18 protein-coding genes and 2 tRNA genes are annotated in these 25,281 nt (G+C 73.8%); 5 read left to right on the top strand and 15 right to left on the bottom strand.

The features are described from left to right. Positions 1-300 precede the first annotated feature (300 nt). Positions 301-3,678: a beta-glucosidase gene (locus tag NP064_RS03895; protein WP_227567825.1), complete on the top strand. Its 3,378-nt coding sequence runs from the start codon at positions 301-303 to the stop codon at positions 3,676-3,678. A 58-nt stretch (positions 3,679-3,736) separates the two neighbouring features. Here the strand turns inward: NP064_RS03895 and NP064_RS03890 are convergent. Then, positions 3,737-3,808: transfer RNA gene (locus tag NP064_RS03890), tRNA-Gln, on the bottom strand. Positions 3,809-3,927: 119 nt separating this feature from the next. Between NP064_RS03890 and NP064_RS03885 the strand changes: the two genes are divergently transcribed. Together NP064_RS03885 and NP064_RS03880 are read left to right on the top strand one after the other, a co-directional pair. Next, positions 3,928-4,527 carry a TetR/AcrR family transcriptional regulator gene (locus tag NP064_RS03885; protein WP_227568030.1) on the top strand — a complete coding sequence of 200 codons (600 nt, stop codon included), beginning with the start codon at positions 3,928-3,930 and terminating at the stop codon, positions 4,525-4,527. A 100-nt stretch (positions 4,528-4,627) separates the two neighbouring features. Then, entirely contained in the window at positions 4,628-5,179 is a 552-nt protein-coding gene (locus tag NP064_RS03880) for a MarR family winged helix-turn-helix transcriptional regulator (RefSeq protein WP_255623492.1), read from the top strand. A 58-nt stretch (positions 5,180-5,237) separates the two neighbouring features. On the opposite strand, the gene NP064_RS03875 is transcribed toward NP064_RS03880, so the two are convergent. The 10 genes from NP064_RS03875 to NP064_RS03830 form a co-directional block, all read right to left on the bottom strand. Then, a complete protein-coding gene (locus tag NP064_RS03875; RefSeq protein WP_227567826.1) occupies positions 5,238-6,836 on the bottom strand; it encodes a hypothetical protein in 1,599 nt (532 codons plus the stop codon). After that, complete coding sequence (locus NP064_RS03870) at positions 6,806-8,641, bottom strand: ABC-F family ATP-binding cassette domain-containing protein (protein ID WP_227567827.1); 1,836 nt, start codon at positions 8,639-8,641, stop codon at positions 6,806-6,808. Before NP064_RS03870 ends, NP064_RS03875 begins: the two co-directional genes overlap by 31 nt. A gap of 91 nt (positions 8,642-8,732) precedes the next feature. After that, on the bottom strand, positions 8,733-9,674 hold the full coding sequence (locus tag NP064_RS03865) for a 4-(cytidine 5'-diphospho)-2-C-methyl-D-erythritol kinase (protein WP_227567828.1): 942 nt from the start codon (positions 9,672-9,674) through the stop codon (positions 8,733-8,735). Continuing rightward, positions 9,671-10,621, bottom strand: a complete 951-nt coding sequence (gene rsmA, locus NP064_RS03860) for a 16S rRNA (adenine(1518)-N(6)/adenine(1519)-N(6))-dimethyltransferase RsmA (protein ID WP_227567829.1) — start codon at positions 10,619-10,621, stop codon at positions 9,671-9,673. Before rsmA ends, NP064_RS03865 begins: the two co-directional genes overlap by 4 nt. Before the next feature lie 99 nt (positions 10,622-10,720). After that, positions 10,721-11,803: a resuscitation-promoting factor gene (locus tag NP064_RS03855; protein WP_227567830.1), complete on the bottom strand. Its 1,083-nt coding sequence runs from the start codon at positions 11,801-11,803 to the stop codon at positions 10,721-10,723. 406 nt (positions 11,804-12,209) lie between these two features. Then, on the bottom strand, positions 12,210-13,364 hold the full coding sequence (locus NP064_RS03850; RefSeq protein WP_227568032.1) for a resuscitation-promoting factor: 1,155 nt from the start codon (positions 13,362-13,364) through the stop codon (positions 12,210-12,212). Between the two features lie 283 nt (positions 13,365-13,647). Next, positions 13,648-14,577, bottom strand: coding sequence for a TatD family hydrolase (locus NP064_RS03845; RefSeq protein WP_227567831.1), 930 nt, complete (start codon positions 14,575-14,577; stop codon positions 13,648-13,650). Beyond that, complete coding sequence (gene metG / locus NP064_RS03840; protein WP_227567832.1) at positions 14,574-16,202, bottom strand: methionine--tRNA ligase; 1,629 nt, start codon at positions 16,200-16,202, stop codon at positions 14,574-14,576. Before metG ends, NP064_RS03845 begins: the two co-directional genes overlap by 4 nt. Positions 16,203-16,266: 64 nt before the next feature. Beyond that, positions 16,267-17,430 (bottom strand): PQQ-dependent sugar dehydrogenase, encoded by a 1,164-nt coding sequence (locus NP064_RS03835; RefSeq protein ID WP_227567833.1) that lies wholly within the window; start codon positions 17,428-17,430, stop codon positions 16,267-16,269. A 57-nt stretch (positions 17,431-17,487) separates the two neighbouring features. Next, positions 17,488-18,669 (bottom strand): aminotransferase class I/II-fold pyridoxal phosphate-dependent enzyme, encoded by a 1,182-nt coding sequence (locus tag NP064_RS03830; protein WP_227567834.1) that lies wholly within the window; start codon positions 18,667-18,669, stop codon positions 17,488-17,490. Positions 18,670-18,802: 133 nt separating this feature from the next. On the opposite strand from NP064_RS03830, the gene NP064_RS03825 reads away from it, so the two are divergent. Continuing rightward, on the top strand, positions 18,803-19,408 hold the full coding sequence (locus NP064_RS03825; protein WP_227567835.1) for an isochorismatase family protein: 606 nt from the start codon (positions 18,803-18,805) through the stop codon (positions 19,406-19,408). Positions 19,409-19,430: 22 nt separating this feature from the next. Here the strand turns inward: NP064_RS03825 and rsmI are convergent, their stop codons facing one another. Next, positions 19,431-20,318 (bottom strand): 16S rRNA (cytidine(1402)-2'-O)-methyltransferase, encoded by an 888-nt coding sequence (gene rsmI, locus NP064_RS03820; protein ID WP_227567836.1) that lies wholly within the window; start codon positions 20,316-20,318, stop codon positions 19,431-19,433. A gap of 135 nt (positions 20,319-20,453) precedes the next feature. Here rsmI and NP064_RS03815 point away from each other — a divergent pair, with 135 nt between their 5' ends. Then, positions 20,454-22,250 carry a dolichyl-phosphate-mannose--protein mannosyltransferase gene (locus NP064_RS03815; protein ID WP_227567837.1) on the top strand — a complete coding sequence of 599 codons (1,797 nt, stop codon included), beginning with the start codon at positions 20,454-20,456 and terminating at the stop codon, positions 22,248-22,250. A 37-nt stretch (positions 22,251-22,287) separates the two neighbouring features. Here the strand turns inward: NP064_RS03815 and NP064_RS03810 are convergent, their stop codons facing one another. The 3 genes from NP064_RS03810 to NP064_RS03800 all read right to left on the bottom strand — a co-directional run bounded on the left by NP064_RS03810 (position 22,288) and on the right by NP064_RS03800 (position 25,185). Then, positions 22,288-23,811, bottom strand: a complete 1,524-nt coding sequence (locus NP064_RS03810) for a beta-N-acetylhexosaminidase (protein WP_227567838.1) — start codon at positions 23,809-23,811, stop codon at positions 22,288-22,290. 120 nt (positions 23,812-23,931) lie between these two features. Further along, a tRNA-Ala gene (locus tag NP064_RS03805) sits at positions 23,932-24,007 on the bottom strand. Between the two features lie 50 nt (positions 24,008-24,057). Further along, positions 24,058-25,185 (bottom strand): hypothetical protein, encoded by a 1,128-nt coding sequence (locus NP064_RS03800; protein WP_227567839.1) that lies wholly within the window; start codon positions 25,183-25,185, stop codon positions 24,058-24,060. Positions 25,186-25,281: the final 96 nt, after the last annotated feature.

Below are 25,281 nucleotides of genomic sequence, written 5' to 3'. Positions count from 1 at the left end.
CTCGGCCCTGACGCCCACAATTGTCCCGATTTAGGCCGGGTGCTACGTTGAGTTCCAGCGGCTGCCGGCTCCCCCCATGAGCGGCGCGAACGAGGCAGTCCGCCGCCGCGACGCCGTCCATCGTTGGGCGCGCGACGCTGCAGGCGCCCGTCAGGCGCGAGGGCCCGCGAGGCCCCGCACCCAACTCCCCCCATCTCTCAGCGTCGGGCACGTCGAGCCCTCGCGGGACCGCGCCCGACGAAGCCGTCGGCCACCACGGGTGGCCGCGATGCGCCGTCCCGGCGCGCTGGAGGTCTGGCGATGGAGCCACATCTGTCCCACGTCACGGCGGCGCCGCCCGCCCAGCCGCACCCACAGCGGGGCCGTCCGGCCCGTCGGCTGCTGGCAGCCCTGCTGAGCGTGGTCGTGCTCGTGACCGGCCTGTCCGCGGTGGCCACGTCCGCCGCCGCACAGGACGAGCCGCCCTGGATGAACACCGACCTGACGCCCGACGAGCGCGCCGACCTGCTCGCCGAGGCGATGACCCTCGACCAGAAGCTCACCCTGTTCGAGGGCAGCGGCAGCGGCGCCACCGCGATCCCCGAGCTGGGCATCCCGGCACGCCGGGAGATCGACGGCGCCTCGGGCGTGGTCATCGCCGACGCGCCGACCACCGCATTCCCGGCCGGCTACGCGGTCGCCTCCACCTGGAATCCGGATCTGGCCCAGGCGTTCGGCCGACAGGCGGGGTTGGAGACGCACCTGACCGGTTTCTCCGGCTGGGCCGCCCCGTCCACCGACCTGGTGCGGACCCCGTTCTTCGGCAGGCAGTTCGCCACCTACGGCGAGGACCCGCTCCTGGGCGGCCTCATGCCCGCCGCAGTCACCACCGGTGTCAACCAGACGAACGACACCAACGGCGTGTACTCGCTGCCGAAGCACTACGTGGCGAACAACCAGGAGACGCAGCGCACCACGCTCAACGCCGTGCTGGACGAGCGCACCCTGCGGGAGACGTACATCCGGCAGTGGGAGATCCTCATCCAGGCGGAGCCCGGCGCGGTCATGTGCGCGTTCCCCCGGGTCAACGGCACGCACGCGTGCGAGAACCCCCACCTGCTGTTCGACATCCTCAAGGGCGAGCTCGGGTATCCCGGCTGGGTGTCCTCGGACTTCAACGCCTGCACGACCATCGAGGCGTACAACCTGGGCGCCGACGTGTGCGGCCCTGCCTTCCCCGACTTCGCGACCTTCACAGCAGCGGTCGAGGACGGCACGATCGCGCCGGAGCGCTTCGAGAACATGGTGCACCGCATCCTGCGGACGTACTTCAAGGACGGCATCATCGACAACCCGCCCGTGGGCAGCCTCGAGAACCCGAAGCCCGCGACGCCACCGCTTCCCGACGACGTCATCGCGGAGAGCGACCAGACGGCGTACGACATCGCCGTCGACGGCTCCGTGCTGCTGCGCAACGAGGGCCAGGCGCTGCCGCTCGCGGCGGACGACCTGGACTCGATCGCCGTGATCGGCGAGGCCGCCGACCGGTACATCAGCGGTTTCGGCAGCGACATCGTGGTCGACCCCACGCAGGTGACCACGATGGTCGACGGCATCACCGCTCGGGCGGGCGCCGGGGTGGAAGTCACCCACGTCGACGGCGCGGACCCGGTGCGCCCGGCCGACCTCATGCCCGGGGACCAACCGGTGCCCTCCGGCGTGCTGCAGCCGTCCACCGGCGACGGCGACGGGCTCTGGGCCGAGTGGTTCACCAACTCGGACTTCAGCGGCGACCCCAACACCTCCCGAGTCGAGGACCAGGTGAACTGGGGCGAAGGGCTCGCCGCGGTGTTCGGCGGATTCGGCTACAACCCCACTCCGGCGCCGAAGCTGCCGGACGCGTTCCTCGCCACGCCGAACCCCTCGGTCCGGTGGACCGGCACGCTGAACCCGACAGAGTCCGGCTCCTACCAGCTGGGCCTGACCGTGCTGGGGCAGGTCACGCTGTGGGTCGACGACCAGGTGGTGCTGACCGCCGACGCCGACACGATCCAGACAGTGGCCGCCGACCTCGCGCTCACCGCGGGGCAGAGCTACGACATCCGGATCGACTATGTCGCAGACGCGCCCAACCAGTGCTGCCCCGCGACGAGCTCGAGCATCGGACCGGCGATCCGGCTCTCGTGGGTCCCGCCCAGCGGACAGGCGTCACCGCAGATCCAGGAGGCGGTCGAGGCGGCGGCGGCGGCCGACGTCGCGGTCGTCATCGCGAACGACTACATGGGCGAGTCGCTCGACCGCGGCCACCTCAACCTGTTCCAGAACATGGACCTGCTCATCGAGGCCGTGTCCGAGGTCAATCCGAACACCGTGGTCGTGCTCGCCACGGGCGCGCCGGTGGAACTGCCCTGGCTGGACAGCGTTCCCGCGGTGCTGGAGGCCTGGTACCCCGGGCAGGCGCAGGGACGTGCCGTCGCGGCGCTGCTCTTCGGTGACGAGGACTTCTCCGGACACCTGCCCATCTCGTGGCCGGCGACCGAGGAGCAGGTCACCGAGGGCCTCGGCCTGGCGAACCCGTACTACGACGTCAACGTCCCGAACATCGACGTCGACTACACCGACGGCGTCTTCGTCGGGTACCGGGCGTACGGCGAGCTCGGCATCGAACCGCTCTACCCGTTCGGCCACGGCCTGTCGTACACGTCGTTCGAGTACAGCGAGCTCGAGGTCCAAGGGCCCCGCGCACGTCAGAACGAGGGGCCGGACACCTCCGAGACCGGGCTGGCGCGCGTCCAGGTGACGAACACCGGGACGTCCACCGGCACCGAGGTGGTGCAGGTGTACAACGGCAGGCTGCCCACCGACCGCGCGGAGACACCGCCGCAGGCGCTCCTCGGGTGGGACCTGGTGACGCTCGAACCCGGCGAGTCCGCCACGGTCGAGGTGCCGATCGAGCTCTACACACCCGAGCACGTGCTGGCGTACTGGGACACGGAGTTCGGCTACTGGATCACCCCCACCGGGACGACCGACCTGTTCGTCGGCCCGTCGTCCGGCGACATCAGGCTCGCCAGCACGCTCGAGGTCCGCGAGCCGCTGGCGCCCGACACCACCCCGCCGAACTTCGAGCTCACCGGGCTGACCGACGGCGGGATCTACGGCGTGGGCGGCACGATCGACTGGGGACTGACGATCGACGACCCGACGGCCACCGTCGTCGCGACGCTCGACGGCGCCCCGCTCGACCTCGCGGCCCCGCTGGAGCTGTGGACCCTGGACCTCGGCCAGCACACGGTGGTCGTGACCGCAACGGACCCGGCGGGCAACTCGACGACCACGACGTACCGGTTCTACCTCAAGACATCGCTGCGGGACATGGACATCATGCTGCGGAACTTCGAGGCCTCCGGTGTCGTCGATCCCGTGGACGTGGTCGCCCTGCGCAACACCCTCTTCAGCGTCCGCGCCCTCGAGGCGCGGGGCAACGACGCGGGCGCCGTGGCCCAGCTGCGGCAGATGCGGACCCAGGTGCTGGGCCTCAACCTCGATGAGGCTCCCGAGGCGGCGCTCCTGCGCAGCATCGACGCCATGATCGTCGAGCTCGGCGGCACCCCGCCGGGCGCCGGGGCGGCTGCGCGGGCACAACTCGACAACCTGGCCGTCGTGCCGGAGGAGGAGGCCGACCTGCTCCGGGAGTGAGAGGGCGGACCGGGCCGGGGAGGACGCGTCCGCGTCACCCCCGGCCCGGGCACGCTCGCTCCGCCCCCAGGATTCGAACCCGGACCGCAAGGCACCAAAGGCCTGCGTGCTGCCGTTACACCAGGGCGGACCGGCGCGCGCCACCGCCCGACAAGGGGGTGATGTGCGCCAACGCGGACCAGTCTGCCAGGCCCCGCACGGCATGATGTCCTGGTGGCTACCGAGGCGAGACGACAGACCCGCCCCCGGATGACCGGGGTGGAACGACGAGAGCAGCTGGTCGACGTCAGCCGGGTGCTGTTCGCGGAGAAGGGCTTCGACGGGACGAGCGTCGAGGAGATCGCCTCCCGGGCCAAGGTGTCCAAGCCGGTCGTGTACGAGCACTTCGGCGGCAAGGAGGGCATCTACGCCGTGGTCGTGGACCGGGAGATCCAGCACCTGACGAGCGCGCTGACCTCGGCCCTGGACGGTGGCGGGCACCCCAAGGTGCTGGTCGAGCGGATGGCACTGACGCTGCTCACCTACATCGAGACCTCGACCGACGGCTTCCAGATCCTGGTGCGGGACTCCCCCGTCGCCCAGGCCACCGGCACGTTCTCGAGCCTCATCGGGGACGTCGCCACGCAGGTCGAGCACATCCTGGCCAACGAGTTCAAGAAACGGGGCCTGGACCCGAAGGCGGCGCCGATCTACTCGCAGATGCTGGTCGGCATGGTGGCGCTCACCGGCCAGTACTGGCTGGACGCGCGCAGCCCCGACAAGGCCGAGGTCGCGGCCCACCTGGTGAACCTGGCCTGGAACGGGCTCTCGAGCCTGGAGCGCCGCCCGACGCTGACGAGGGAGACGTGAGCCCGCGCCCCGGTATCTCGACGGCGAGTAATCTCGAGGCATGGCGGCACGCAGCACACCGGCGGACGACGCCGCGCACGGTCACGGCTCTGACCGGGCAATGGAGCGGCCGGTGACCGGGCGACCGGCGGCGGACGTCGCGACGCACGACCCGGCCGGGGTGCATGACGAGGTCGACCGCATCGTCGAGGCGTGGGAGCGGGAGCGACCCGACCTGGACGTCACCCCGCTGACCGTGCTGTCCCGGGTGAGCCGGCTGTCGCGGCACCTGGACCTGGCCCGGCGGGCGGTCTTCGCACGGCACGGCCTCGAGACGTGGGAGTTCGACGTCCTCTCCGCCCTGCGTCGGGCGGGGGCGCCCTACCGCCTGTCCCCCGGCGCCCTGCTCACACAGACCCTCGTGACCAGCGGCACGATGACCAACCGCATCGACCGGCTCACGCAGCGCGGGTTCGTCTCGCGGCTGCCCTCCCCCGACGACCGCCGCGGGGTGCTCGTCGAGCTCGCGGACCTGGGCCGGACCCGCGTGGACGGCGCCCTGGCCGACCTGCTCGACGAGGAGCGCACACTGCTCGCCGGGCTCCCCGACGAGGACCGCATCCGCCTCGCGGACCTGCTGCGCAGCGTCGTCGCCCCGTTCGACGCGCACTGAGGCTCGACGGGCACGAGCAGGGCCCTCCCCTCCTCAGCGCCGCCCGCCGTCGCGGCGCTCAGGGGAGCCGGGTCCACAGCCCGGCGTAGTGGTTGCGCCCCACCTGGACGAACTCGGCGCGGAGCCACTCCTCGAGCGCCGGGCTCATCTCGTTCGCCGAGCTCTGGTGGGCGAGCAGTGCCGCCTGGGAGTCGGCGAGCTGTGCGGCGATGATCCGCTCGTCGGCCGCGAGCCCGCGGGGGATCCCCGCCCCGCTCGCCGCACGGGCGTCCGCACGCGCCAGCTCGGGCGTCGGCTCCCCCGCGGCCAGCGCGAGCCGCACCCCGAAGACGTCCACCACGTCGGGGCAGCCCGCGCGGATCTGCCGTCGGCCCGCGTCGGCGGCCGCCAGCAACGACGGCGTCGCACTCCAGACGCAGCGGTGCTCGCGGGCGAACGCCGCGAGGGGCCCGTTGTCCAGCGGGCGCCCCCAGCCGGGGGCCACGACCCCGGACACCACGATCGGCACCGCCAGCACGGCAGCGCCGGCGACGGCCCACGGGCGCCCCGGGGCGGGCATCGTGCGGGCGGCGCGGCCCGCGGCGGCCCCGACAAGCAAGCACAGCGCCGGCCCGACCGACGCGGTGTAGTGGGTTCCCCAGCTGGGCGCTGCGAGCAGCAGAGCGAGCTGGGCCAGGCCCAGCAGCCCCCACCACACCGGGTCGCCCCACGCGGTGGGAGCCTGCCGGGCGGCGAGGGCGCGGACCAGCGGCGCCGCGCACAACGCCATGAGCAGCAGCCCGCCCGCGGTGGCGAGCCCGCGCCCGATGGTGGGGTCGGTGAGCGCGGCCGGCGCCACCAGCGTGCCGATCCGATCGAGGACGCCGGTGGGGTCGGCCGGGCGGGCCTGCTGCACCACGACGATGTCGCGCCACGCGGCCGCGGGGTCCGCCGCGGCCAGCGCCAGCGCCGGGCTGAGCCCTGCCACGCACCACAGCGCGCCGCGCCCGACCGCCCGCAGGCCCGCGCGCGCCCACACCAGCGCCCCCAGCACCAGCACGTCCACGGCGCCCCACAGCTTGAACGAGACGGCGAGCCCTGCCATCACCGCCGCCACCCGCACCGCCCGGGCCGCGGGGCCGGCCAGCCCTTGGCCTGGGGGCCGACGCAGCGCGAGGAGCGCGACGAGCACGCACACGTTGAGCAGGGGCTCCAGGTACGCGGTGCGCTCGGCGATCGTGATCGTGCCCCACGTGGCGTACAGCACCCCGCCGACGACCGCCGCCGTCCAGCCGCGCGGGCGCAGGATCGCGGCGACCAGCACCGCGTTCAGGGCGGCGACCAGCACCGTGGCGACGCGGGCCGCGGCCATCGCCCACGAGTCGCCGACCAGTCCGGCCAGCGCCGCGAAGGGCGCGAGGGCCACCACGACGCCGCCCGGCTGCAGGAACGTGAAGTCCGCGTACGGCAGGCTCCCGGCCAGCAGGTGCTGCGCGGCGGCGAGGTGCACCCCGTCGTCGTAGCCGATCACCCCGCGCAACGACGACCGGTGCAGCACCGGGCCCAGGCGCACAGCGACGGCGAGGCACCCGAGGAGCACGGCCAGGAGGACGAACCTGCGGCTGCCCGTCCGCGGGAGCGTCGCGGCTACCCGGCGGTCTCCGCCGCCGCCAGCCACAGCTCCTCGAGCGCGTCGCGCTCCTCGGCGAGGGCCCGCAGCTCGGTGTCGAGCTGCTGGACGGCCTGGTGGTCGGTGGCCTGCGCGGCCATCTTCTCGTGCAGGCGGGCCTCGAGCTCGGCGATCTTGCCGAGCCTCCGCTCGACGCGCTGCACCTCCTTGCGGGCCGCGCGCTGATCGGCCGCGCTCGCCGCGGGGGCGGCGTCGCCCGCCGCGGTGCTCGGGGCGGACGCCGCCGGGCCGGTCGCCGGCCGCGGCGCGTCGGAGGCGGAGCGCCGCAGCTCGAGGTACTGCTCGACCCCGCCGGGCAGGTCGCGGATCGCGCCATCGCCCAGCAACGCCACCTGCCGGTCGCACACCCGCTCCAGCAGGTAGCGGTCGTGGGAGACGACGATGAGCGTGCCGGGCCAGCCGTCGAGCAGGTCCTCGAGCGCCGCGAGGGTGTCCGTGTCGAGGTCGTTGGTCGGCTCGTCGAGCAGCAGCACGTTCGGCTCGCCCACCAGCAGGCGCAGCAGCTGCAGGCGGCGGCGCTCCCCGCCCGAGAGGTCCCGCACCGGCGTGCGCGCACGGTCCTTGGTGAAGCCGAGCCGCTCCACCAGCTGGGCCGCCGTCAGCTCCTTGCCGCCGGCCACCACGGTGCGCTTCTCCTGCTCGATCACCTCGACCACGCGCAGGTCGGCGACCTCGTCGAGGTCCTCCACATCCTGCGTGAGCTCGGCCACCTGCACCGTCTTGCCCCGCTTGACCCTGCCGGACGTGGGCTCCAGCCGCCCGGCGAGCAGCCGGAGCAGCGTCGTCTTCCCCGCGCCGTTGACGCCCACGACCCCGTACCTGTCCCCAGGCCCGAGCCGCCAGGTGACGTCGTCCAGCAGCGCGCGGCCGCGCACGGCGGGAGCGTCGGCCGTGGCCGGCTCGTCGAACCGGACGGTGACGTCCTCGAGGTCCAGCACGTCCTTGCCGAGCCGGCTCGTGGCCATCCGGGTCAGCTCGAGCTGGTCGCGGGGCGCCGGCTCGTCGGCGATCAGCTCGGTCGCCGCGTCGATCCGGAACTTCGGCTTCGAGGTGCGCGCCGGCGCGCCGCGGCGCAGCCAGGCGAGCTCCTTGCGCAGCAGGTTCTGCCGCTTCTCCTCGGTGACGGCCGAGGTGCGGGCCCGCTCTGCGCGCGCCAGGACGTACGCGGCATACCCGCCCTCGTAGCCCTCGACGGCGCCGTCGTTGACCTCCCACATGCGCGTGCACACCGCGTCGAGGAACCACCGGTCGTGGGTCACGACCACGAGCGCGCCGTTGGTCCGCGCGTAGCGGTCGGCCAGGTGCTCCGCGAGCCACGCGACCCCCTCGACGTCGAGGTGGTTGGTGGGCTCGTCGAGCGCCAGCACCTCGTCGTCGCGCACCAGCAGCGCGGCGAGCGCCACCCGCCGGCGCTGGCCGCCCGACAGGTTCGCGACGTCCTCCTCGAGTGACAGGTCGCCGAGCAGCCCGGCGTGCACCGAGCGGATGCGGGGATCGGTGGCCCACGTGTGCTCGTCCGCGTCGCCGTGCACCAGGTCGCGCACCGTCTTGCCCGGCGGCAGCTCGTCGCGCTGGTCGAGCATGGCGACCCGGACACCGCCGGCGCGGGTCACCCGGCCCGCGTCGGGCGACTGCAGCCCGGCCAGCACCCGCAGCAGGGTGGACTTGCCGGCGCCGTTGGGGCCGACCACCCCGACGCGCATGCCGTCGTCGAGCCCCAGGCTGACCTCGTCGAGCAGCGTGCGGGTGCCGAGCGTGAGGGACACGGAGTCCGCTCCGAGCAGGTGGGCCATACAGCTCTTTCCATGGGACGGGAGTGCGGGAGGGCGGGACGCCCGGCGGCGATGCTACGGCGCTGGGCTGGTCGTCAGGGTGGGCTGGTCGTCAGCCAGGGCTGGCCACGAGCCGGGCGCCCGGGACCGGTCCGACGGCCGTGAGGGCTGTGTCGGCGACACCGGCCGCCGTGAGCGCCGTGGCTATCGCCTGGGCGTGCGTGCGGCTGCGGGCGAGCGCCGCCACCGTCGGACCGGACCCGGACACGATGACGCCCAGCGCGCCGACGTCGTCGGCGGTGGCGAGGGTCTCGGCCAGCTCGGGGGCCAGCTCGAGGGCCGCGGGCTGCAGGTCGTTGCGCAGCGCGCGCCCCAGCGCCAGGGCGTCTCCCGCGCGCAGCGCCTGCAACAGCTCCAGGTCGCTGTCCGGGCCGAGGGACGCGGCGCCGGCCCCGGTCATCGCGTCGAACTCCGCGTACACCCGGGCGGTCGACAGCCCGGAGTCGCGCACGGCGAAGACCCAGTGGTACTCGCCGCGACTGAGCGCCGGGGTCAGCACGTCCCCCCGGCCGGACCCGACTGCGGTGTGCCCCACCAGGCCGAACGGCACGTCGGACCCGAGGCTGGCCGCGAGCTCGTGCAGCTGCTCACGGCTCAGCCCGGCGCCCCACAGCGCGTCGCAGGCCAGCAACGCTGCGGCGGCGTCGGCGGATCCGCCGGCCATCCCGCCAGCCACCGGCACCGACTTCTCGATGTGCAGGTGCACGCCCGCGTCGATCCCGGCGTACTCGGCGAGCGCCTGGGCGGCGCGCAGCGCGAGGTTCGTGCCGTCGGTGGGCACCAGGTGCGCCTGCGGCCCGCTGACGGTCAGCGTCATGTCGTCGCTGGCGGTGGCGACCACGTCCTCGTACACCGACACCGCCTGGAACACGGTCACCAGCGGGTGGTATCCGTCGGGCTCCCGCGGGCCCACGCGCAGCCCGAGGTTGACCTTCCCGGGCGCGCGCACCCGGATCTCCGGCGGCCCGTCGTGGTCGGCTCGAGGTTGGGTCACGGCTCCACTGTGCCAGGTCCGACCACGGGCGGCTCGGAGCGCCCGTCTGTCGCGCCCTGCCCGCGTGCGAGCACGGCCGGCAGCTCGTCGCGCCCGGCGAGGAGGTGCTCCGCGATGCGCGCGAAGCCGTCGATGTCGACTCGCTCCCCCCGGGTCTGCGGGTCGATGCCCGCCGCCTCAAGCGCCTGGACCGCGGCCTCGGAGGATCCTGCCAAGGGCGCCAGCGCCGCGCGGAGCATCTTGCGGCGCTGCGCGAACGCCGCGTCGACCACGGTGAAGACCTGGCGCCGCGTCGCCGACGTCGTGGGCGGCTCGCGGCGGTCCATGCGCACCAGCGCCGAGTCCACGTTCGGCACGGGCCAGAAGACGCTGCGCCCGACGGTGGCGGTGCGACGGGCCGAGGCGTACCAGGCGACCTTCGCGGACGGCACCCCGTACACGCGGCTGCCTGGCGGCGCGGCGAGGCGGTCGGCCACCTCGGCCTGGACCATCACCAGCACGCGCTCGAGCGTGGGGAACCGCTCGAGGAAGGTCAGGAGCACCGGCACGGACACGTTGTACGGAAGGTTCGCCACCAGTGCCGTGGGCGGCGGCCCGGGCAGCTCGTGCACCTCGAGGGCGTCGGCCCCGACCACGGTGAGGTCCGCGCCGTCCGGGACGTGGTTGGCCACGGTGCCTGGCAGCAGCCCTGCGAGCACGGGGTCGATCTCGACCGCGACGACGCTGGCCCCCGCCTCGAGAAGTCCGAGGGTCAACGAGCCTAGGCCCGGTCCGACCTCGACGACGCGCTCGCCCGCGGTCACGTCGGCCTGGCGGACGATCTTGCGGACGGTGCCGCCGTCGAGCACGAAGTTCTGCCCGAGCGTCTTGGTGGGGCGGATGCCCGCCCGAGCGGCCAGCTCCCGGATCTCCGCGGGACCGAGCAGGGGTCCGGCGGTGGCAGTCATGCCCCAGAGCCTAACGGCCCTCGCCGGACCCGGACGCGCGGCGAGCGCGCGCCCGGGTGGGGCGCGCGCTCGCCGCGGTCGGTGCTGAGCGGTGCCCGATCAGCCGAACAGGCGCGAGCCGCAGTGCGGCCACTGCCCGGCGCCGGACCGGTTGTAGAGCATCTTCGCGCGGGCGGTCTGCTCGTCGGCCGAGGCCTGGGAGGGCACTCCGGCGCCTCCGACCGCCTGCCACGTGGCGACCGAGAACTGGTACAGCCCGTGGTACTTGCCGGTCGAGGAGACGATCGACGCGTTGCCGCCCGACTCGCACTGCGCGAGCGCGGCCCAGTTCAGCGAGTCGGCGGCGCCGCCCGCGGAGATCGCCCCACCGGAGGCGGCGGTGGCGGCCGGGCGCTGCTTGGCGCCGACCTTCACGACCTCGTCCACGGGAGCCTGGGTGACGGTGTCGGAGAGCGTCTCGCGGGCCGTCTCCACGCCGTCGACGGTGGTGACGCGGTCCAGCACGGTGCGCACCCCCGTGACGCCTCGCGTCACGACTGCCTTCTGGCCGACGTAACGCGACGGGTCGTCCTGCGTGACGGTCGCGAATGCGACCTCGCTGGTGGTGGCGACCTCCTGGACCAGCACGCGGCTGACGACGACGGACACGCGCCCGGTCTCGGGGGAACGTGCCACGGTGACGGTGTCCAACTCACCGAGGGTGACGCCCAGGTGCTCGAGCGCCTCGCCGACCGTGGTCGAGCCGTCGTCCACGGTGTGGGTCTGCCCGTCGACGACCACGTCGGCAGGGCCGTCGAGGGTGAGCTCGAGGGCGAGCTCGGGGCGGCCGTCGGCGGCCGAGCGGGAGGCGACCAGCCGCACGTCGCCGCCGCGCGACGCGAAGGCGGCCAGCGCCTCGTCGGCGGTCAGCGCTGTGGTCCAGACGCTCTCGGCGGACCCGTCGGTCTGGACGTCGATGAGGCGTGCGTGGCGGACGACGATCTCGGCGCCATCCTCCAGCTTGCCGACGGGGGCGACCAGGTCGCGGTCGGTCACCTCGACGTCGTTCTCGTCGAGCAGGCCGTGGACGCTGCCGGACCAGGTGGTGACGGAGGTGGTCTCGCCGTCGATATCGAGGGAGACGGTCTTGTGGGCCGCGGAGGCGACCGTGGCGCCGGAGCCGACAAGCAGGACGGCGGTCACGGCGACGATCGTGCGGAGCCGGGCGGAGCCCGAGTCGGCGGTGGTGAGGCGGGTGCGGAGGGTTTGACGGTGGGCAGCGCCCGAGGCGTCAGTGGGACGGGCCGAGGAAGTCACACGGTTCCAGACGTCAGAGGTCCCGGGCACGGGGGTGCGGTGGCCTCGCAGGCCCCAGCAGCGTCCCGGGCCGATGAGCCCCACGACGACGTGCGTCCTCGTGGAGGCTGCACCCGCTGGTCCGGATCCCCGATCCGGCAGTCACGGCTCGCTGCGACATCCCCCTACGAGCCGATGTCGCCCGACGACACGGCCACCGGAGGGGCGGCCGCGGCGTTCAAGCGACACGAGACCGTAACTCTTGCGTGACAGATGTGCCAATCGGCGAGTGTCACCGCAGGTGGGCGAAGTGTCAGTACCAGCCCTTGGCCTGTGAGGCGGCCCAGGCGCCGCACGGCGTCCCGTAACGGCCCTCGATGTAGTTCAGCCCCCACGTGATCTGGGTGGCGGGGTTGGTGCGCCAGTCGTCCGCGACGGTGGCCATCTTGGATCCCGGGAGCGCCTGCGGGATGCCGTAGGCCCCCGACGACTTGTTCTCCGCGTTGACCCGCCAGCCGCTCTCCTTCTTCCACAGCGAGAGCAGGCAGGCGAACTCGTCGTCGCCGTACCCGCGGGCCGCGGCGAGCTGCTTGCCGAGCTCCTGCGCGCTGCCCGGCTCGACAGCGACGATCGACGGGTCGGGGAGCTCCTGGGTGCCGACCCGCACCACCTGGGTCACCGGTGCCACCGTGACAGCCGACGCCACGACGGTGCGCTCGACGACGGCGCCGCCCACGATGGACAGCGCGTACGTGGTGGTCCGGACCCCGGCCTTGCCCTTCGTCTTGACGACCGTGTTGCCCTTGACGAGCGACGGGTCCTCGATCTCCTCGACCTCGAACGGCACGGCCTCGGTCTGCGTCTCGCCGCCCGTGCTCGCACGGGTCACCAGCACCACGAGCCCGTCCACCGCGGTCGCGTCGAGCGGGACGGAGAGCTGGTCGCCCTCCTGGAGGACGAGGCCGATCTCCCGCAGCGCCTCACGCACGCTCGGGGCGCTCGTGACGCCGTCGATGACCTGGCCGTCGACCACCAGGTGGATGGTCTTCTGGGTCGAGACCCGCAACGGCTCGCGCCCCAACGAGGCGGAGCGGGAGGCCGAGAGGAGGGTGTCCCCGCCTCGCAGCCCCATGCCGTCCACTGCCTCCCCGACGGTCAGCGCGGTGGTCCACACACGCTGCTCCGAGCCGTCGATCACCACGTCGAGCTCGCGGCCGTGCCGGACCACGACCTGGCCGTTGTTCGACACCGGCTCGTCGAGCCCGGGCGCCACCAGGTCGCGCTCCCCCACCTCGATGCCACCGCCGGCGAGCACGTCGCCCACGGTCCGGCCGAAGGCGCTGACCTCGAGGGTCTGGCCGTCGACGTCGACCGTCACGGTCTTGTGCAGCACGGCGAAGGCGCTGGTCCCGCCGGCGACGAGGGCCAGCACGAGTGCCTGGGCTCCGAGTCGCGCGGTGCGGGATATGCCGGAGGACTCCCGCGCGGTGCGCTCCTGCGCCTCGCGCAGCGCCGCGCGCTCGCGCCGCGTCTGCGGCAGTGCGTCAGGCTGGGGCACCGTGCTCCTCGTGCTCGGGGGTGTCGACTGCTGGGGGTCGGCAGCGGTCCGCGCCGACAGTCAGCAGCCCCGACCGTAACCGATCTGTGACGTCCACGGGTAGCCGCCCCAGGTCCCGGCGGCGGGTTCTCACCCGCTTCTCACCCTCGTGGCGGCGCCGTGCGGCCCTGCGAGAGGACGCGCGGACCGCCGCTCACCACGGGCCGTAGACGTCCTCAGAGGTCGCCGCGAGCGCGGAGCAGACCTCGCCCAGGTCCCGGCCCAGCGTCTCGGCGACCTGCCGGACGGTGTGCGGCAGCAGGTACGGCGCGTTGGGGCGCCCGCGGAAGGGGTGCGGGGTCAGGTACGGGGCGTCGGTCTCGACGAGCACCCGGTCGAGCGGTGTCTCGCGCAGCGCGGCGCGCAGCCCGTCGTTTGCCTTGAACGTCACCGGGCCCGCGAACGAGAGGTACCAGCCGTGCTCGGCGCACACCCGGGCCATCTCCGCGTCCCCCGAGTAGCAGTGGAACACCGTCCGCTCCGGGGCGCCGTCGCGCAGCAGCACGTCGATGACGTCCTGGTGCGCGTCCCGGTCGTGGATCTGCAGCGCCAGGCCCAGCTCCTTGGCCAGTGCGATGTGCTGGCGGAATGCCTCGACCTGCGCCTGCCGCCCCGCGGGCCCGGCCCGGAAGTGGTCGAGGCCGGTCTCGCCGATCGCCCGGACGCGGCCGTTGCCCCGGGCCAGCGCGGCGATGCGGGCGATCGCGGTGTCGAGGTCCACCTCGTGCCGCGGCTCGGGCGCGGGCTCGAGTCCGTCGGGCGCCACCTCACGGATACCGGCGTGCAGGACCGCCTCGTTCGGGTGCACCGCGAGCGCGCCGAGCAGCGAGCGGTCGCCGACGGCGGCCCGCTCGCGCAGCAGCGCGTCGGTCCAGGCGGCCGCGTCGAGGTCGCAGCCCACCTGGACCATCCGGGTGACCCCGGCCGCCGCGGCCCGGGCCAGCTGGTCGTCCAGCGTGCGGGGCTCCTCGTCCGGCGTCTCGAACGACAGCACGCTCTCGAGGTGCGTGTGGTTGTCGACGACGGGCACGGGCAACGGCTCGGGGTCGGCCGGCCAGCCGCGCTCCCGGGTGCGGCGGCTCACGACGCGGCCGGCTCCTCGATCCGCGGGAACAGCGAGGCGCCCTTGGTGACGACCGTGCCCGCGGGCAGCTGGCCCCATCGGGCGGCGGCGTCGACTGGCTGCAGGGCGAGCGCGCCGAGCGCCGGCTCGGCGCCCAGCGACTCCCACAGCGCCGCCGCGGCCTTCGGGGTGACCGGGTTGAGCAGCACGGCGAGCGCCCGCAGCGCCTCGGCAGCCGTCACCAGGATGGTCGCGAGGCGACCGCCCTGCACCGCGGCGCCGTCGGGCCCGACCTCGGCGGGGTCCTTCGCGACCTTCCACGGCTCCTGCTCCGTGATGTACCCGTTGGTCGCCTCGACGAGCGTCCACACGGCAGAGATCGCCTCGTGCAGCGCGAGCCGGTCCATCGCGTCCTCGGCGTCGGTGACCGCGCGGGCCGCGACGGCCGCGAGCGTCTCCTCGGCGTCGGTCTGCGGACCCGCCTGCGGCAGCACGCCGCCGTAGTACTTGCCGATCATCGCCGCGACGCGCGAGGCCAAGTTGCCGAAGCCGTTCGCGAGCTCGGCCTGGTACCGCGCCGCCAGGTCCTCCCAGGAGAACGACCCGTCCTGGCCGAACGCGATCGAGCGCAGGAAGTAGTAGCGGAACGCGTCAGAGCCGAAGGTGTCGATGATCTGGCTGGGCGCGATGCCCGTGAGCTTCGACTTGCTCATCTTCTCGCCGCCCACCAGCAGCCAGCCGTGCGCGAAGACCTGCCCCGGCAACGGCAGCCCGGCGGCCATGAGCATGGCCGGCCAGATCACCGCGTGGAAGCGCAGGATGTCCTTGCCGACCAGGTGCACGTTCGCGGGCCACGTCCGCTCGAACCGAGCCTTCTCCTCCGGGTCGTCCGAGTCGACGCCGATGGCGGTGGCGTAGTTGAGCAGCGCGTCGAACCACACGTAGAGCACGTGCGAGGTGTCCCACGGGATCGGGATGCCCCAGTCGAACGTGTTCCGGGAGATCGACAGGTCCTGCAGGCCCTGCTTCACGAACGAGATGACCTCGTTGCGCGCGCTCGCGGGCTGCACGAACGTCGGGTTCTGCTCGTAGAAGTCCAACAGGCGCTGCGTGTACGCGCTCATCCGGAAGAAGTAGTTCTGCTCGGAGAGCATCTCGACGGGCGTGCTGTGGATCGCGCAGACCTTCTGGCCCTCGTACTCGCCCGTGCCGTCGACCAGGTCGCCGGGGAGCTTGAACTCCTCGCAGCCCACGCAGTAGGGACCCTCGTACGAGCCGGCGTAGATCTCGCCCTTGTCCTTGAGGTCCTGGATGAACGCCTGCACGCGCTCGGTGTGGCGCGCCTGCGTGGTGCGGATGAAGTCGTCGTTGCGCACGTCGAGCGTCTCGAGGACGGGCTTCCAGGCGTCCTCGACCAGGCGGTCGGCCCACTGCTGCGGGGTGACCCCGTTCGCCTCGGCGGTGCGCATGACCTTCTGGCCGTGCTCGTCCGTGCCCGTCAGGAACCACACGGGCTCCTGGCGCTGGCGATGCCAGCGGGTGATGACGTCCGCCGCGACCGTCGTGTACGCGTGCCCGATGTGGGGTGCGTCGTTCACGTAGTAGATCGGCGTCGTCAGGTAGAAGGTCGAGCTCGCGTCGGGCATGGGTTCATCGTAGGTCCGCGCCCGGGGCTGGTCGCAGCCCATTCCGCACGGTGGGGTCGCGCCGTCAGCCGGCGACGGGCGCCAGGGTCACGCGCAGCAGCCGGTCGTCCCCCGGACGCGCGTCACCGCGCCCGTCGGTGTTGCCGGTGAGCACCCACAGCGTGCCGTCGGGCGCGACCTCGACCGCGCGCAGGCGCCCGTGCTCGCCTTCGAGCAGCGCCTGGGGCTCCCCCACGCCGTCCTCGGTCAGCGGCGCCCGCCACAGCCGTTCGCCGCGCAGCGCCGCCACGTAGACCGCGTCCTCCGTCACCGCCAGGCCCGAGGGCGACGCCTCGCGCGTGGTCCACGTGACCACCGGGGCCACCGTGCCTTCGTCGGCCCCCGGGTCGCCCTCGTGGGCGGGCCACCCGTAGTCGCCGCCGGGCACGATCACGTTGAGCTCGTCCCACGCGTCCTGGCCGAACTCGCTCGCGAACATCCGCCCGTCGGTCGCCCAGCCCAGCCCTTCGACGTTGCGGTGGCCCGAGCTCCACACCGGCGAGGCCGGGTCGGGGTTCCCCGGAGCCGGGTCGCCATCCTTCGTGACCCGCAGGATCTTGCCCGCGAGCGAGGCTGGGTCCGGCGCGTCGTCTCGCTGCCCCGCGTCGCCCGTCGCCACGTACAGGAAGCCGTCCGGGCCGAACGCGAGTCGGCCGCCGTCGTGGTTCCGCGCCGCGGGGATCCCGTCCAGGACGGTGTCGAGCGGGCCCAGCGCCGTCCCGTCCAGTGCCGCCCGCACGACCCGGTTGTCGCGGCCCGTCGTCACGTACAAGAACAGGTGCTCGCCCGTCGGCCCGACGGCCACCCCCAGCAGGCCGCCCTCGCCCTGCGCGTGGGTCAGCTCCCGCAGCTCCTCGGCGCCGGTCCCGGTCGCCTCGACGACCTCGCCGTCAGCCCCGACCAGCACGATCGTCCCCGCGTCACGCTGCGTGACGACCAGCCGCCCGTCGGGCAGCAGGCCCATGGCCCAGGGCGTCTCCAGGTCCGAGGCGACCTCCACGACCCCGGTCACCTCAACCGGCGTCGCGGGTCCCGGCGCCGACGAGGCGGTCTCCGTGACGGTCGAGCCGCCCGCGGACTCGCTCGTGCCCGTGCCGGCCCCGCACCCCGCGAGCGCCACCGCCAGCACGGCCCCGCACAGCCGGGGCAGCATGCGGCGGCGCGACGGTCCAGCCTCCCTGCGGCCCATCCCGACAGCCCATCACGCAGCCCGTCCCCGCGCCAGACCGCGCTGCGGGCGACCGTGTCAGAGGCGTTCCAGGCCGCGCCGCAGCCCACGGACGGCCTGCGCGATGCGCTGCTCGTTCTCGATGAGCGCGAACCGCACGTGCCCGTCCCCGCCGGGGCCGAAGCCGACGCCCGGTGAGACCGCCACGTCGCACTCGCGCACCAGGTGTTGCGCGAACTCGATCGACCCCATGTCGGCGTACGGCTCGGGGATCTTGGCCCAGGCGAACATGGTGCCCCGGGGCCGCAGGATGTCCCAGCCGATGCGGGCGAGGCCGTCGACGAGCGCGTCCCGTCGCGCCTCGTAGACCTTGTTGAGCTCGCTCGGGTACTCGGATGCCTCGTTGAGCGTCACCGTCGCGGCGATCTGGATGGGCTGGAACGTGCCGTAGTCGAGGTAGCTCTTGAGCTTGGAAAGGGCGTCGACGACGTCGCGGCGCCCGACGAGGAACGCGACGCGCCAGCCGGCCATCGAGAACGACTTGGTCATCGAGTACAGCTCGACGGCGACCTCCTTGGCGCCCTCGCACTGCATGATCGACGGCGGGCTCCAGCCGTCGAAGCACATGTCGCCGTAGGCCAGGTCGTGCACGAGGACGACGTCGCGCTCTCGGGCCCAGTCGACCAGGCGCTGCAGGTCGGCGAGCTCGACGGTGGTCGTCGTGGGGTTGTGCGGGAACGACAGGACCACCACGCGCGGCTTGGGCCAGCCGAGCTCCCACGCCTCCATGACCCTGTCGATGTACCCCGCGCCGTCGGCCCCGTCGCCGATGGGCACCTGGCGCGCGTCGGCCCCCGCGAAGTACGGCCCCCAGATGTGGATCGGGTAGCTCGGGGTCGGCACGATGGCCGCGTCGCCGGGCTGCAGCAGCACCCACATGAGGTGGCTGAACCCCTCCTTGGCCCCGATGGTCGAGAGCACCTCGGTGTCGGGGTCGAGGCTCACACCGAACCGGCGCAGGTAGTGGTCGGCCGCGGCCTGTCGCAGCTTGGGCAGCCCACGCGAGGACGAGTACCGGTGGTTGCGGGTGTTCTGCGCGGCCTCGGCGAGCTTGTCCACGGCGATCTGCGGGCTGGGCAGGTCCGGGTTGCCGAAGCCGAGGTCGATGACGTCGCGCCCCTCGCGGCGGGCCTCGAGCTTGAGCGAGTCGATGATCGTGAACACGTAGGGCGGCAGGCCCGGGATGCGACGGAACTCCATGGCCGGACGCTAGACCCGCCGATGCCCCGGCGCCCAGGTCATTCGCGCTAGAGGTCGTGATGGGACGAGGGCTGACTACCGGCCCCGAACCTGCGAGGCTGGTCGCGGACGTCCGCACCCCTCAGGAGAACCCATGGCCGGCACCGCCCCCGCCCCTCGCAGGCCCACCCACCGCGCGCTGGTGGTGGTCGACGTGCAGCCCACGTTCTGCGAGGGAGGCGCGCTCGCCGTCCAGGGCGGCAACGCCGTGGCGGAGGCCATCGCCGAGTACGCCGCGGGCAACCGCGACCGGTACGACCTGGTCGTCACCACCCAGGACTGGCACATCGACCCGGGCCCGCACTTCAGCGACTCCCCGGACTTCGTGGACACCTGGCCTCCCCATGGCGTCGCGGGCACGGCGGAGGCCGACCTGCACCCGGCGCTCGCGTCGCTGCGGCCCGATGCCAGCGTCAAGAAGGGCGAGTACGCGGCGGCGTACTCGGGCTTCGAGGCCGTGGACACCCAGGGGCGCTCTCTCGCGGCGCTGCTGGAGGCTGGCCAGGTGACCGACGTGGACGTGGTCGGCATCGCCGAGTCGCACTGCGTGAAGGCGACGACGCTCGACGCCCTGACCCTCGGGCTGCGCGCCCGAGTGCTCACCGACCTGACCGTGCCGGTGACTCCCGAGCAAGGCCTCGAGGCCCGGCAGGTGATGGTCGCCGCTGGCGCCGAGCTCGTCGCCTCCCAGGACGCCTGACGCCGTCTCTGGAGCCGGCCGGTCAGCGCTTGCGGGCTGCCAGCGCGGCCGCGTACAGGTCCCGCTTGGGCACCTGCGCGGCCTCGGCGACCTCGGAGACCGCGTCCTTGAGCCGTTCGCCCGAGTCCGCCCGGGCCAGCACCTCCGCGACCAGGTCCGCGGTCGACACGGGGGCCCGGTCAACGTCGCCGCCCACCACGACGGCGATCTCGCCCCGCACCTCCCCGGCCTGCGCCCACGCGAGGAGCTCGCCGAGCGGCCCGCGGCGGACCTCCTCGTAGGTCTTGGTCAGCTCGCGGCACACCGCGGCCGGCCGTTGGGCGCCGAACGCCTCCGCCATGGCCGCCAGCGTGTCGGCCAGCCGGTGGGGCGCCTCGAAGAAGACGAGCGTGCGCCGCTCCGTGGCCAGCTCGGCCAAGGCCCGTGCGCGCTCGCCCGGCTTGCGGGGCGGGAAGCCCTCGAAGCAGAACCGGTCTGTCGGCAGCCCGGACAGGGCCAGCGCGGTCAGCACCGCGCTCGGGCCAGGCGCGGCCGTCACCGGCAGGCCGGCCTCGACCGCCGCCTCGACGACCCGGAAGCCGGGGTCCGAGACCGCGGGCATGCCCGCGTCGGTGACCACCAGCACGGTGCCGCCGCCCGCGACCACCTCGAGCAGGTCGCCGGCCCGCTCCGACTCGTTGTGCTCGTGGTAGCTGATGACCCGACCGCCGATCACCACCCCCATCCGCGCGGCGAGCGCCCGCAGCCGTCGGGTGTCCTCCGCGGCGACCACGTCCGCCTCGGCGAGCAGCCTGCGCAGGCGCAGGGAGGCGTCCTCGACATCCCCGATGGGCGTCGCGGCGAGCACCAGGCGGCCTGTTCCGGAGGAGGTGGAAGGGCTCGTCGGCGCGGGTTCCAGGGGAGAGGTCACGCCCACCAGCCTGCCACCTCGCCCGGCGCCCGCGGTCGCCACCGGCCAGGGCAGGTCGGCCACTGCCCGGCCGGTGCCCCGCTGCTTCCGCGCTGACACTGTCGGCGCGCCTCTCCGCGCCCCTAGCATGACCGCGTGCCACGTATCCCAGCTGACGACGACGCCACCTCGGACGGCCACTCGCCGACCGGCCCCGCCGCGGCCCCCACAGGGGCGGAGGTGGGCGTGGACGTCTTCGTGGACCAGTCGCCTCGCGGGACCCTCGAGCGAGACGACGATGCTCCACGGGAGGGCGGCTCCCCAGCCCTGCCCGAGTCGGGGGAGCCCGAGTCGGAGGCGCCCGTCTCGACGGTCGAGCGCCTCACGCAGCGGCTGCTGGGCGCGCGGGCGGCGGTGCTCGACGCCACCCCGCGGGCCCGGCTCACCGGCTGGCTGTGGGCCCTGGGCGTCACCGCGCTGGCCGCGGTACTGCGGTTCGTGCGGCTCGGCACCCCGCACCACCTGGTGTTCGATGAGACGTACTACGTCAAGGACGCGTTCTCCCTGGTCACCCGCGGTTACGAGGCGCAGTGGGGAGACGACCCGAACCCGTCCTTCGAGGCGGGCGACACCAGCATGCTGGGGGTCGACCCGGCGTACGTCGTCCACCCCCCGGTCGGCAAGTGGCTGATCGGCTGGGGAATCGAGCTCGGAGGCGGCGCGGCCAGCTCGTCCGCGTGGCGGCTGGCGGCAGCGATCGTCGGCACGTTGAGCGTGCTGCTCATGGTGCGGATCGCCCGCCGGCTGTTCGCCTCCACCGCGCTCGGCGTGGTGGCCGGGCTGCTGCTCGCGGTGGACGGCTCGGCGATCGTGCACTCCCGCATCGGGCTGCTGGACGGCTTCGTGATGTTCTTCGCGCTGGCGGCGTTCGGGGCCCTGCTGCTGGACCGCGAGCAGGCGCGGCGCCGGCTGGCGGTGCGCGCGGCGGCGGTCCTCGACGCGGGCGGCGTCCTCGGCTGGGGGCCACGGCTGGGCGTCCGCTGGTGGCGGGTCACGGCGGCGGTGCTGCTCGGCCTGTGCATCGGCACCAAGTGGTCCGGCGTCTACTTCCTGGCGGTCTTCGGGCTGCTGACGGTCGCGTGGGACGCGACCGCCCGGCGGGCCGTCGGCGTCCGCGACTGGCCGCTGGCCACGCTCGTGCGCGACGCGGTCCCCGCGGGCGTCGGCATGGTCGGCATCGCCCTCGTCACGTACGTGGCCTCGTGGGCGTCGTGGTTCCGCTCGCCGCGCGCCCACCTGCGCCAGTGGGCGGCCGAGAACCCGGACCTGGGCGTGCAGTGGCTGCCGGAAGCCCTGCGGTCGCTGTGGAAGTACCACCAGGACATGTGGGGCTTCCACCGCGGGCTCAGCTCGGAGCACCCGTACTCGGCGCACCCGCTGGGCTGGATCGTGCAGTGGCGCCCCACGTCGTACTACTACCCGACCGAGGTCTCGTCGTTGTCGGGCGAGGCCGCGCGCGAGGCCTGCGGCGCCGACGCGTGCGCCCAGGCCATCACCTCGCTGGGGAACCCGCTGCTCTGGTGGGCGGGCGCCGCGTCGATCATCGTCGCGGTGGTCTGGCTGCTGTGGCAGCGCGACTGGCGGGCGGGCGCGGTGCTGTCGGGCATCGTCGCCGGGTGGCTCCCCTGGTTCGCCTACACCGACCGCACCATCTTCACGTTCTACTCGGTGGCCTTCGTCCCGTGGGTGGTCCTCACCCTGGTCTACGTGCTGAGCCTGGTGATCGGCCCGCCCGAGGAGGACAAGCGCTCCCGGCGACAGGCGATCGTCTGGGTGTCGGCGTTCGTGGCGCTGATCGTCGCGGTGAGCGCGTTCTTCTACCCGATCTGGACGGGATGGGTGATCCCGGTCGACTTCTGGCGCCTGCACATGTGGACGACCACCTGGGTCTGACGGGCTGCCCGCCGGCCCGGTCGGCCGCGGCGCCCGGTCAGCCCCGCCCGCCCCACTCCACCTGGGCCGAGGGGTGCCACGGGAAGCCCGCCCGGTCCCAGAACTCCGGCTGCCTCGCGACTCGGGCGCAGAACCCCTCCCACGAGCGCCGCTCGGGAACGGTCCAGGCCACCTCCGCCACGGCGGCCAGTCGGGGCAGCAGCATCGCCAGCAGGGTGTCCATGTCGTGGAGCGTCTCGCTCCACACCGCCGCCTCGACTCCGATCACGGCATCCGGGTCGGCGCCCTCCACCACGGTGGACGGCTCCCAGTCGTACGCGTCGCGCACCTCGACGTGCCCGGCCCACTCCAGCCCTGCCTCGGTCGAGGCGTCGTACTTCATGTCCAGGTAGACGCGGCTCGCCGGCGACATCAGCAGCCGGGCGCCCGCGCGAGAGGCGTCCCGCACGGCCGCCAGGCTCGGACGGGTGTCCCACACCTGGACCACCGTGCCCGGCTCCAGCGGCATCTGGGCGATCTCCTGCCACCCGACCACCGTCTTGCCACCGGCCCGCACTGCCTGGGCCGCCGCGCCGACCAGCTCGGAGTACTCGGCGCGCTCCATGGTGAGCACCTCGTCGCCGCCCACGTGCACGTACGGCCCCGCGGTGAGCCGGGCCATGTCGCCCAGCACGTCTTGGATGAAGCCACGCGTCGCGGGCAGCGCTGCCGTCAGGCGGCTGAAGCCGACCTCGATGCCGGTGTAGCGCGGTGGCGCCACGCCGTCGGGGTTGAGGTCCGGGTAGGCGCGGAGGGCCGCGTTGATGTGCCCGGGCAGATCGATCTCCGGCACGATCGTCACGCCCCGCGCCCACGCGTAGGTGGTCAGCTCCCTCAGGTCGGCGACGGTCAGCGACCCGCCGCGACCGCCGGCCACCGCCCCCTCCGCCGCCTCGCGGGTCAACCGGGGACGGGAGGGCATCTCAAGCCGCCAGGCCTGGTCGTCGGTGAGGTGCAGGTGCAGCATGTTGAGCTTGTACTGGGCCATCAGCGAGGTGACGACCTTGAGCTCCTCAAGCGTGAGGAAGCTGCGCGCGACATCGATCGACAGGCCTCGCCACCGGTAGCGCGGCACGTCCTCCACGTGCACGGCGGGCACCCGCTGCACGCCGTCCGCCCCGGCGTGCAGCAGCTGCTTGAAGGTCAGGAACCCTGCCACCAGCCCTGCGGTGGTGGGCGCTGAGACCTGCGCCCGGCCGGGCCCGACCTCGAGCCGGTAGCTCTGCGCGGTCACGGCCTCACGGTCGGGAGCGGGGGTGCTCGCCGGGGCCGGCACGGCGGCGTCCGCCGCCAGGCGGAACACCAGCACGTCCTCGCCGCGCAGCGCGCCACCGTGCCCGCGCACCTCGACCGGCCGGCCGGTCAGGCGCCCCAGCAGGTCCGCGGCCAGCACCCCGACGGCGAGCTCGTCCGGGGTGTCCCCGACGAGGACGGCTGGCCGGGCGCCGAGCACGAACGGATCGGAGTCGAGCGGCTCGCAGCGGAGCGGCTGGGGGACGAGCTCGATGGCCTCGGGCTGCACGTGGCTCCTTCGGTGGGTGCGCGCGTCGGACGGGCCGCGCCCTGCCCCGTCATCCTCCCACTGCCCGCGCCACAGAGAAAGGGCGGCTGGCCCGCGTTTCCGCTGACCAGCCGCCCTTCGTGGTGGAGCTGAGGGGATTCGAACCCCTGACCTTCTCATTGCGAACGAGACGCGCTACCAACTGCGCCACAGCCCCTCGAGCGGGTCAAACATTAGCACCCGCGCAGGGTGCATCGCGAACTCGCGTCACTCCCCCACAGCGCGGCGGCGGGCGAGGATCTCGTCCAGGTTCATCGAGCCGGTGGTGGTCGCAGGCTGCTCGATGGGCGGGCGCGGGCCCTCCTGGCGCTCGCCGTCCGTGCTGGCGGACCGCGTGACGCCGTCGGCGTCGAGCGTCGTGGCCGGCTGGGTGGCGACGCCCACGGGCGATGCGGCGGCGGTCGATCCCTCGACGTCGCCGAGCGGCGCGGGCTCCCGGTGCGGAGCCGCGGCCTTGAGCGTGTACGTGGGGCGCGGCACCGGGACAGGCGACCAGGCGTCGGCCTGCCCGCTGTCAGACCCGGCGTCCGCCTCGGCGGCGCGGGCGCTGCGGCGCACCACCGGGATGGTCCCGGACGCGGCGCTCGGCGCCTCCGCAGGGCCGTCCACCGTGTCGAGGATGCGCGCGAAGACCTCGGTGTGGGCGTCGGAGGGGTGCACCGCGCGGCCCGTGACCGCGGGCGCCAGCGGGGTGGCGCGTGCCGGGGGCAGGGCGCTCTCACGCAGACGACGCTCCCACTCGGCGTCGGCGGCCCGCCCAGAGAGCACCGCCCGACGGCCGAGCACCAGCACCGACCCGAGCAGCACCGTGGGCGCCACGCCGGCGAGCACCGTGACCGCTGTCAGCCCCGCGACCGCCCAGCCGACGGCGCTGGCGACGAGCAGCACGAAGGCGAGCGCTGCCCGACGGCGCGCGGCCGCGCCACGGCGGGCGACGGCTGCGGCGTGCGCGGCCCGGTGCTGCGCCGTGCGTCGCGCCTTGTCGGCGCTGATCCTGTCCTGCGTCCCGTGAGGTCGATCCACGGCCATGCCTCCGTTCGCACCGCCGGACGTCCCGAGCGGGAGCCCCCGGCCCGGGGTGAGCAACCTGACCCGCGGCTCCGCGGGTGTCGAGCAGTCGGCCGAGGCCGTGAGCAGAGCGGGCGCCGTGCGCTTCCTGGGCTGCCGTCGACGACCAGGCCGGTCGGCGACCGCCAGGACGCGCAGCGCCCCCGAGTGCCGATCGTCGATCCGTGCCTCGACGAGCTGCTGACGATGCCGCAGGCGGTGCGGCATCAGATACGCGCCCCACAAGCCCACCACCGCGAGGGTGACGAGGCCGGCAGGAGTGTCCACGTCATGACGGTAGGGGCAGGCCCGTCGCCGCTCCGGGAGCCCTCTCGGCGTGTCGCCCTCCGCCTCCGCGGGGACCGGGCCCGCGCCGTTAATGCG

This window comes from Cellulomonas chengniuliangii (genome assembly GCF_024508335.1).
GTDB lineage: Bacteria > Actinomycetota > Actinomycetes > Actinomycetales > Cellulomonadaceae > Cellulomonas_A > Cellulomonas_A chengniuliangii.
Note: the sequence above shows the minus strand (reverse complement) of the source record. Positions and strands in the feature narration are given on the sequence as shown.

What these genes read in the sequence shown, in the direction of transcription:
- NP064_RS03895 (WP_227567825.1), top strand. Translation starts at nt 301, where the DNA reads ATGGAGCCACATCTGTCCCACGTCACGGCGGCGCCGCCCGCCCAGCCG.
- NP064_RS03885 (WP_227568030.1), top strand. Translation starts at nt 3,928, where the DNA reads ATGACCGGGGTGGAACGACGAGAGCAGCTGGTCGACGTCAGCCGGGTG.
- NP064_RS03880 (WP_255623492.1), top strand. Translation starts at nt 4,628, where the DNA reads ATGGAGCGGCCGGTGACCGGGCGACCGGCGGCGGACGTCGCGACGCAC.
- NP064_RS03870 (WP_227567827.1), bottom strand. Translation starts at nt 8,641, where the DNA reads ATGGCCCACCTGCTCGGAGCGGACTCCGTGTCCCTCACGCTCGGCACC.
- rsmA (WP_227567829.1), bottom strand. Translation starts at nt 10,621, where the DNA reads ATGACTGCCACCGCCGGACCCCTGCTCGGTCCCGCGGAGATCCGGGAG.
- metG (WP_227567832.1), bottom strand. Translation starts at nt 16,202, where the DNA reads ATGCCCGACGCGAGCTCGACCTTCTACCTGACGACGCCGATCTACTAC.
- NP064_RS03835 (WP_227567833.1), bottom strand. Translation starts at nt 17,430, where the DNA reads ATGGGCCGCAGGGAGGCTGGACCGTCGCGCCGCCGCATGCTGCCCCGG.
- NP064_RS03830 (WP_227567834.1), bottom strand. Translation starts at nt 18,669, where the DNA reads ATGGAGTTCCGTCGCATCCCGGGCCTGCCGCCCTACGTGTTCACGATC.
- NP064_RS03825 (WP_227567835.1), top strand. Translation starts at nt 18,803, where the DNA reads ATGGCCGGCACCGCCCCCGCCCCTCGCAGGCCCACCCACCGCGCGCTG.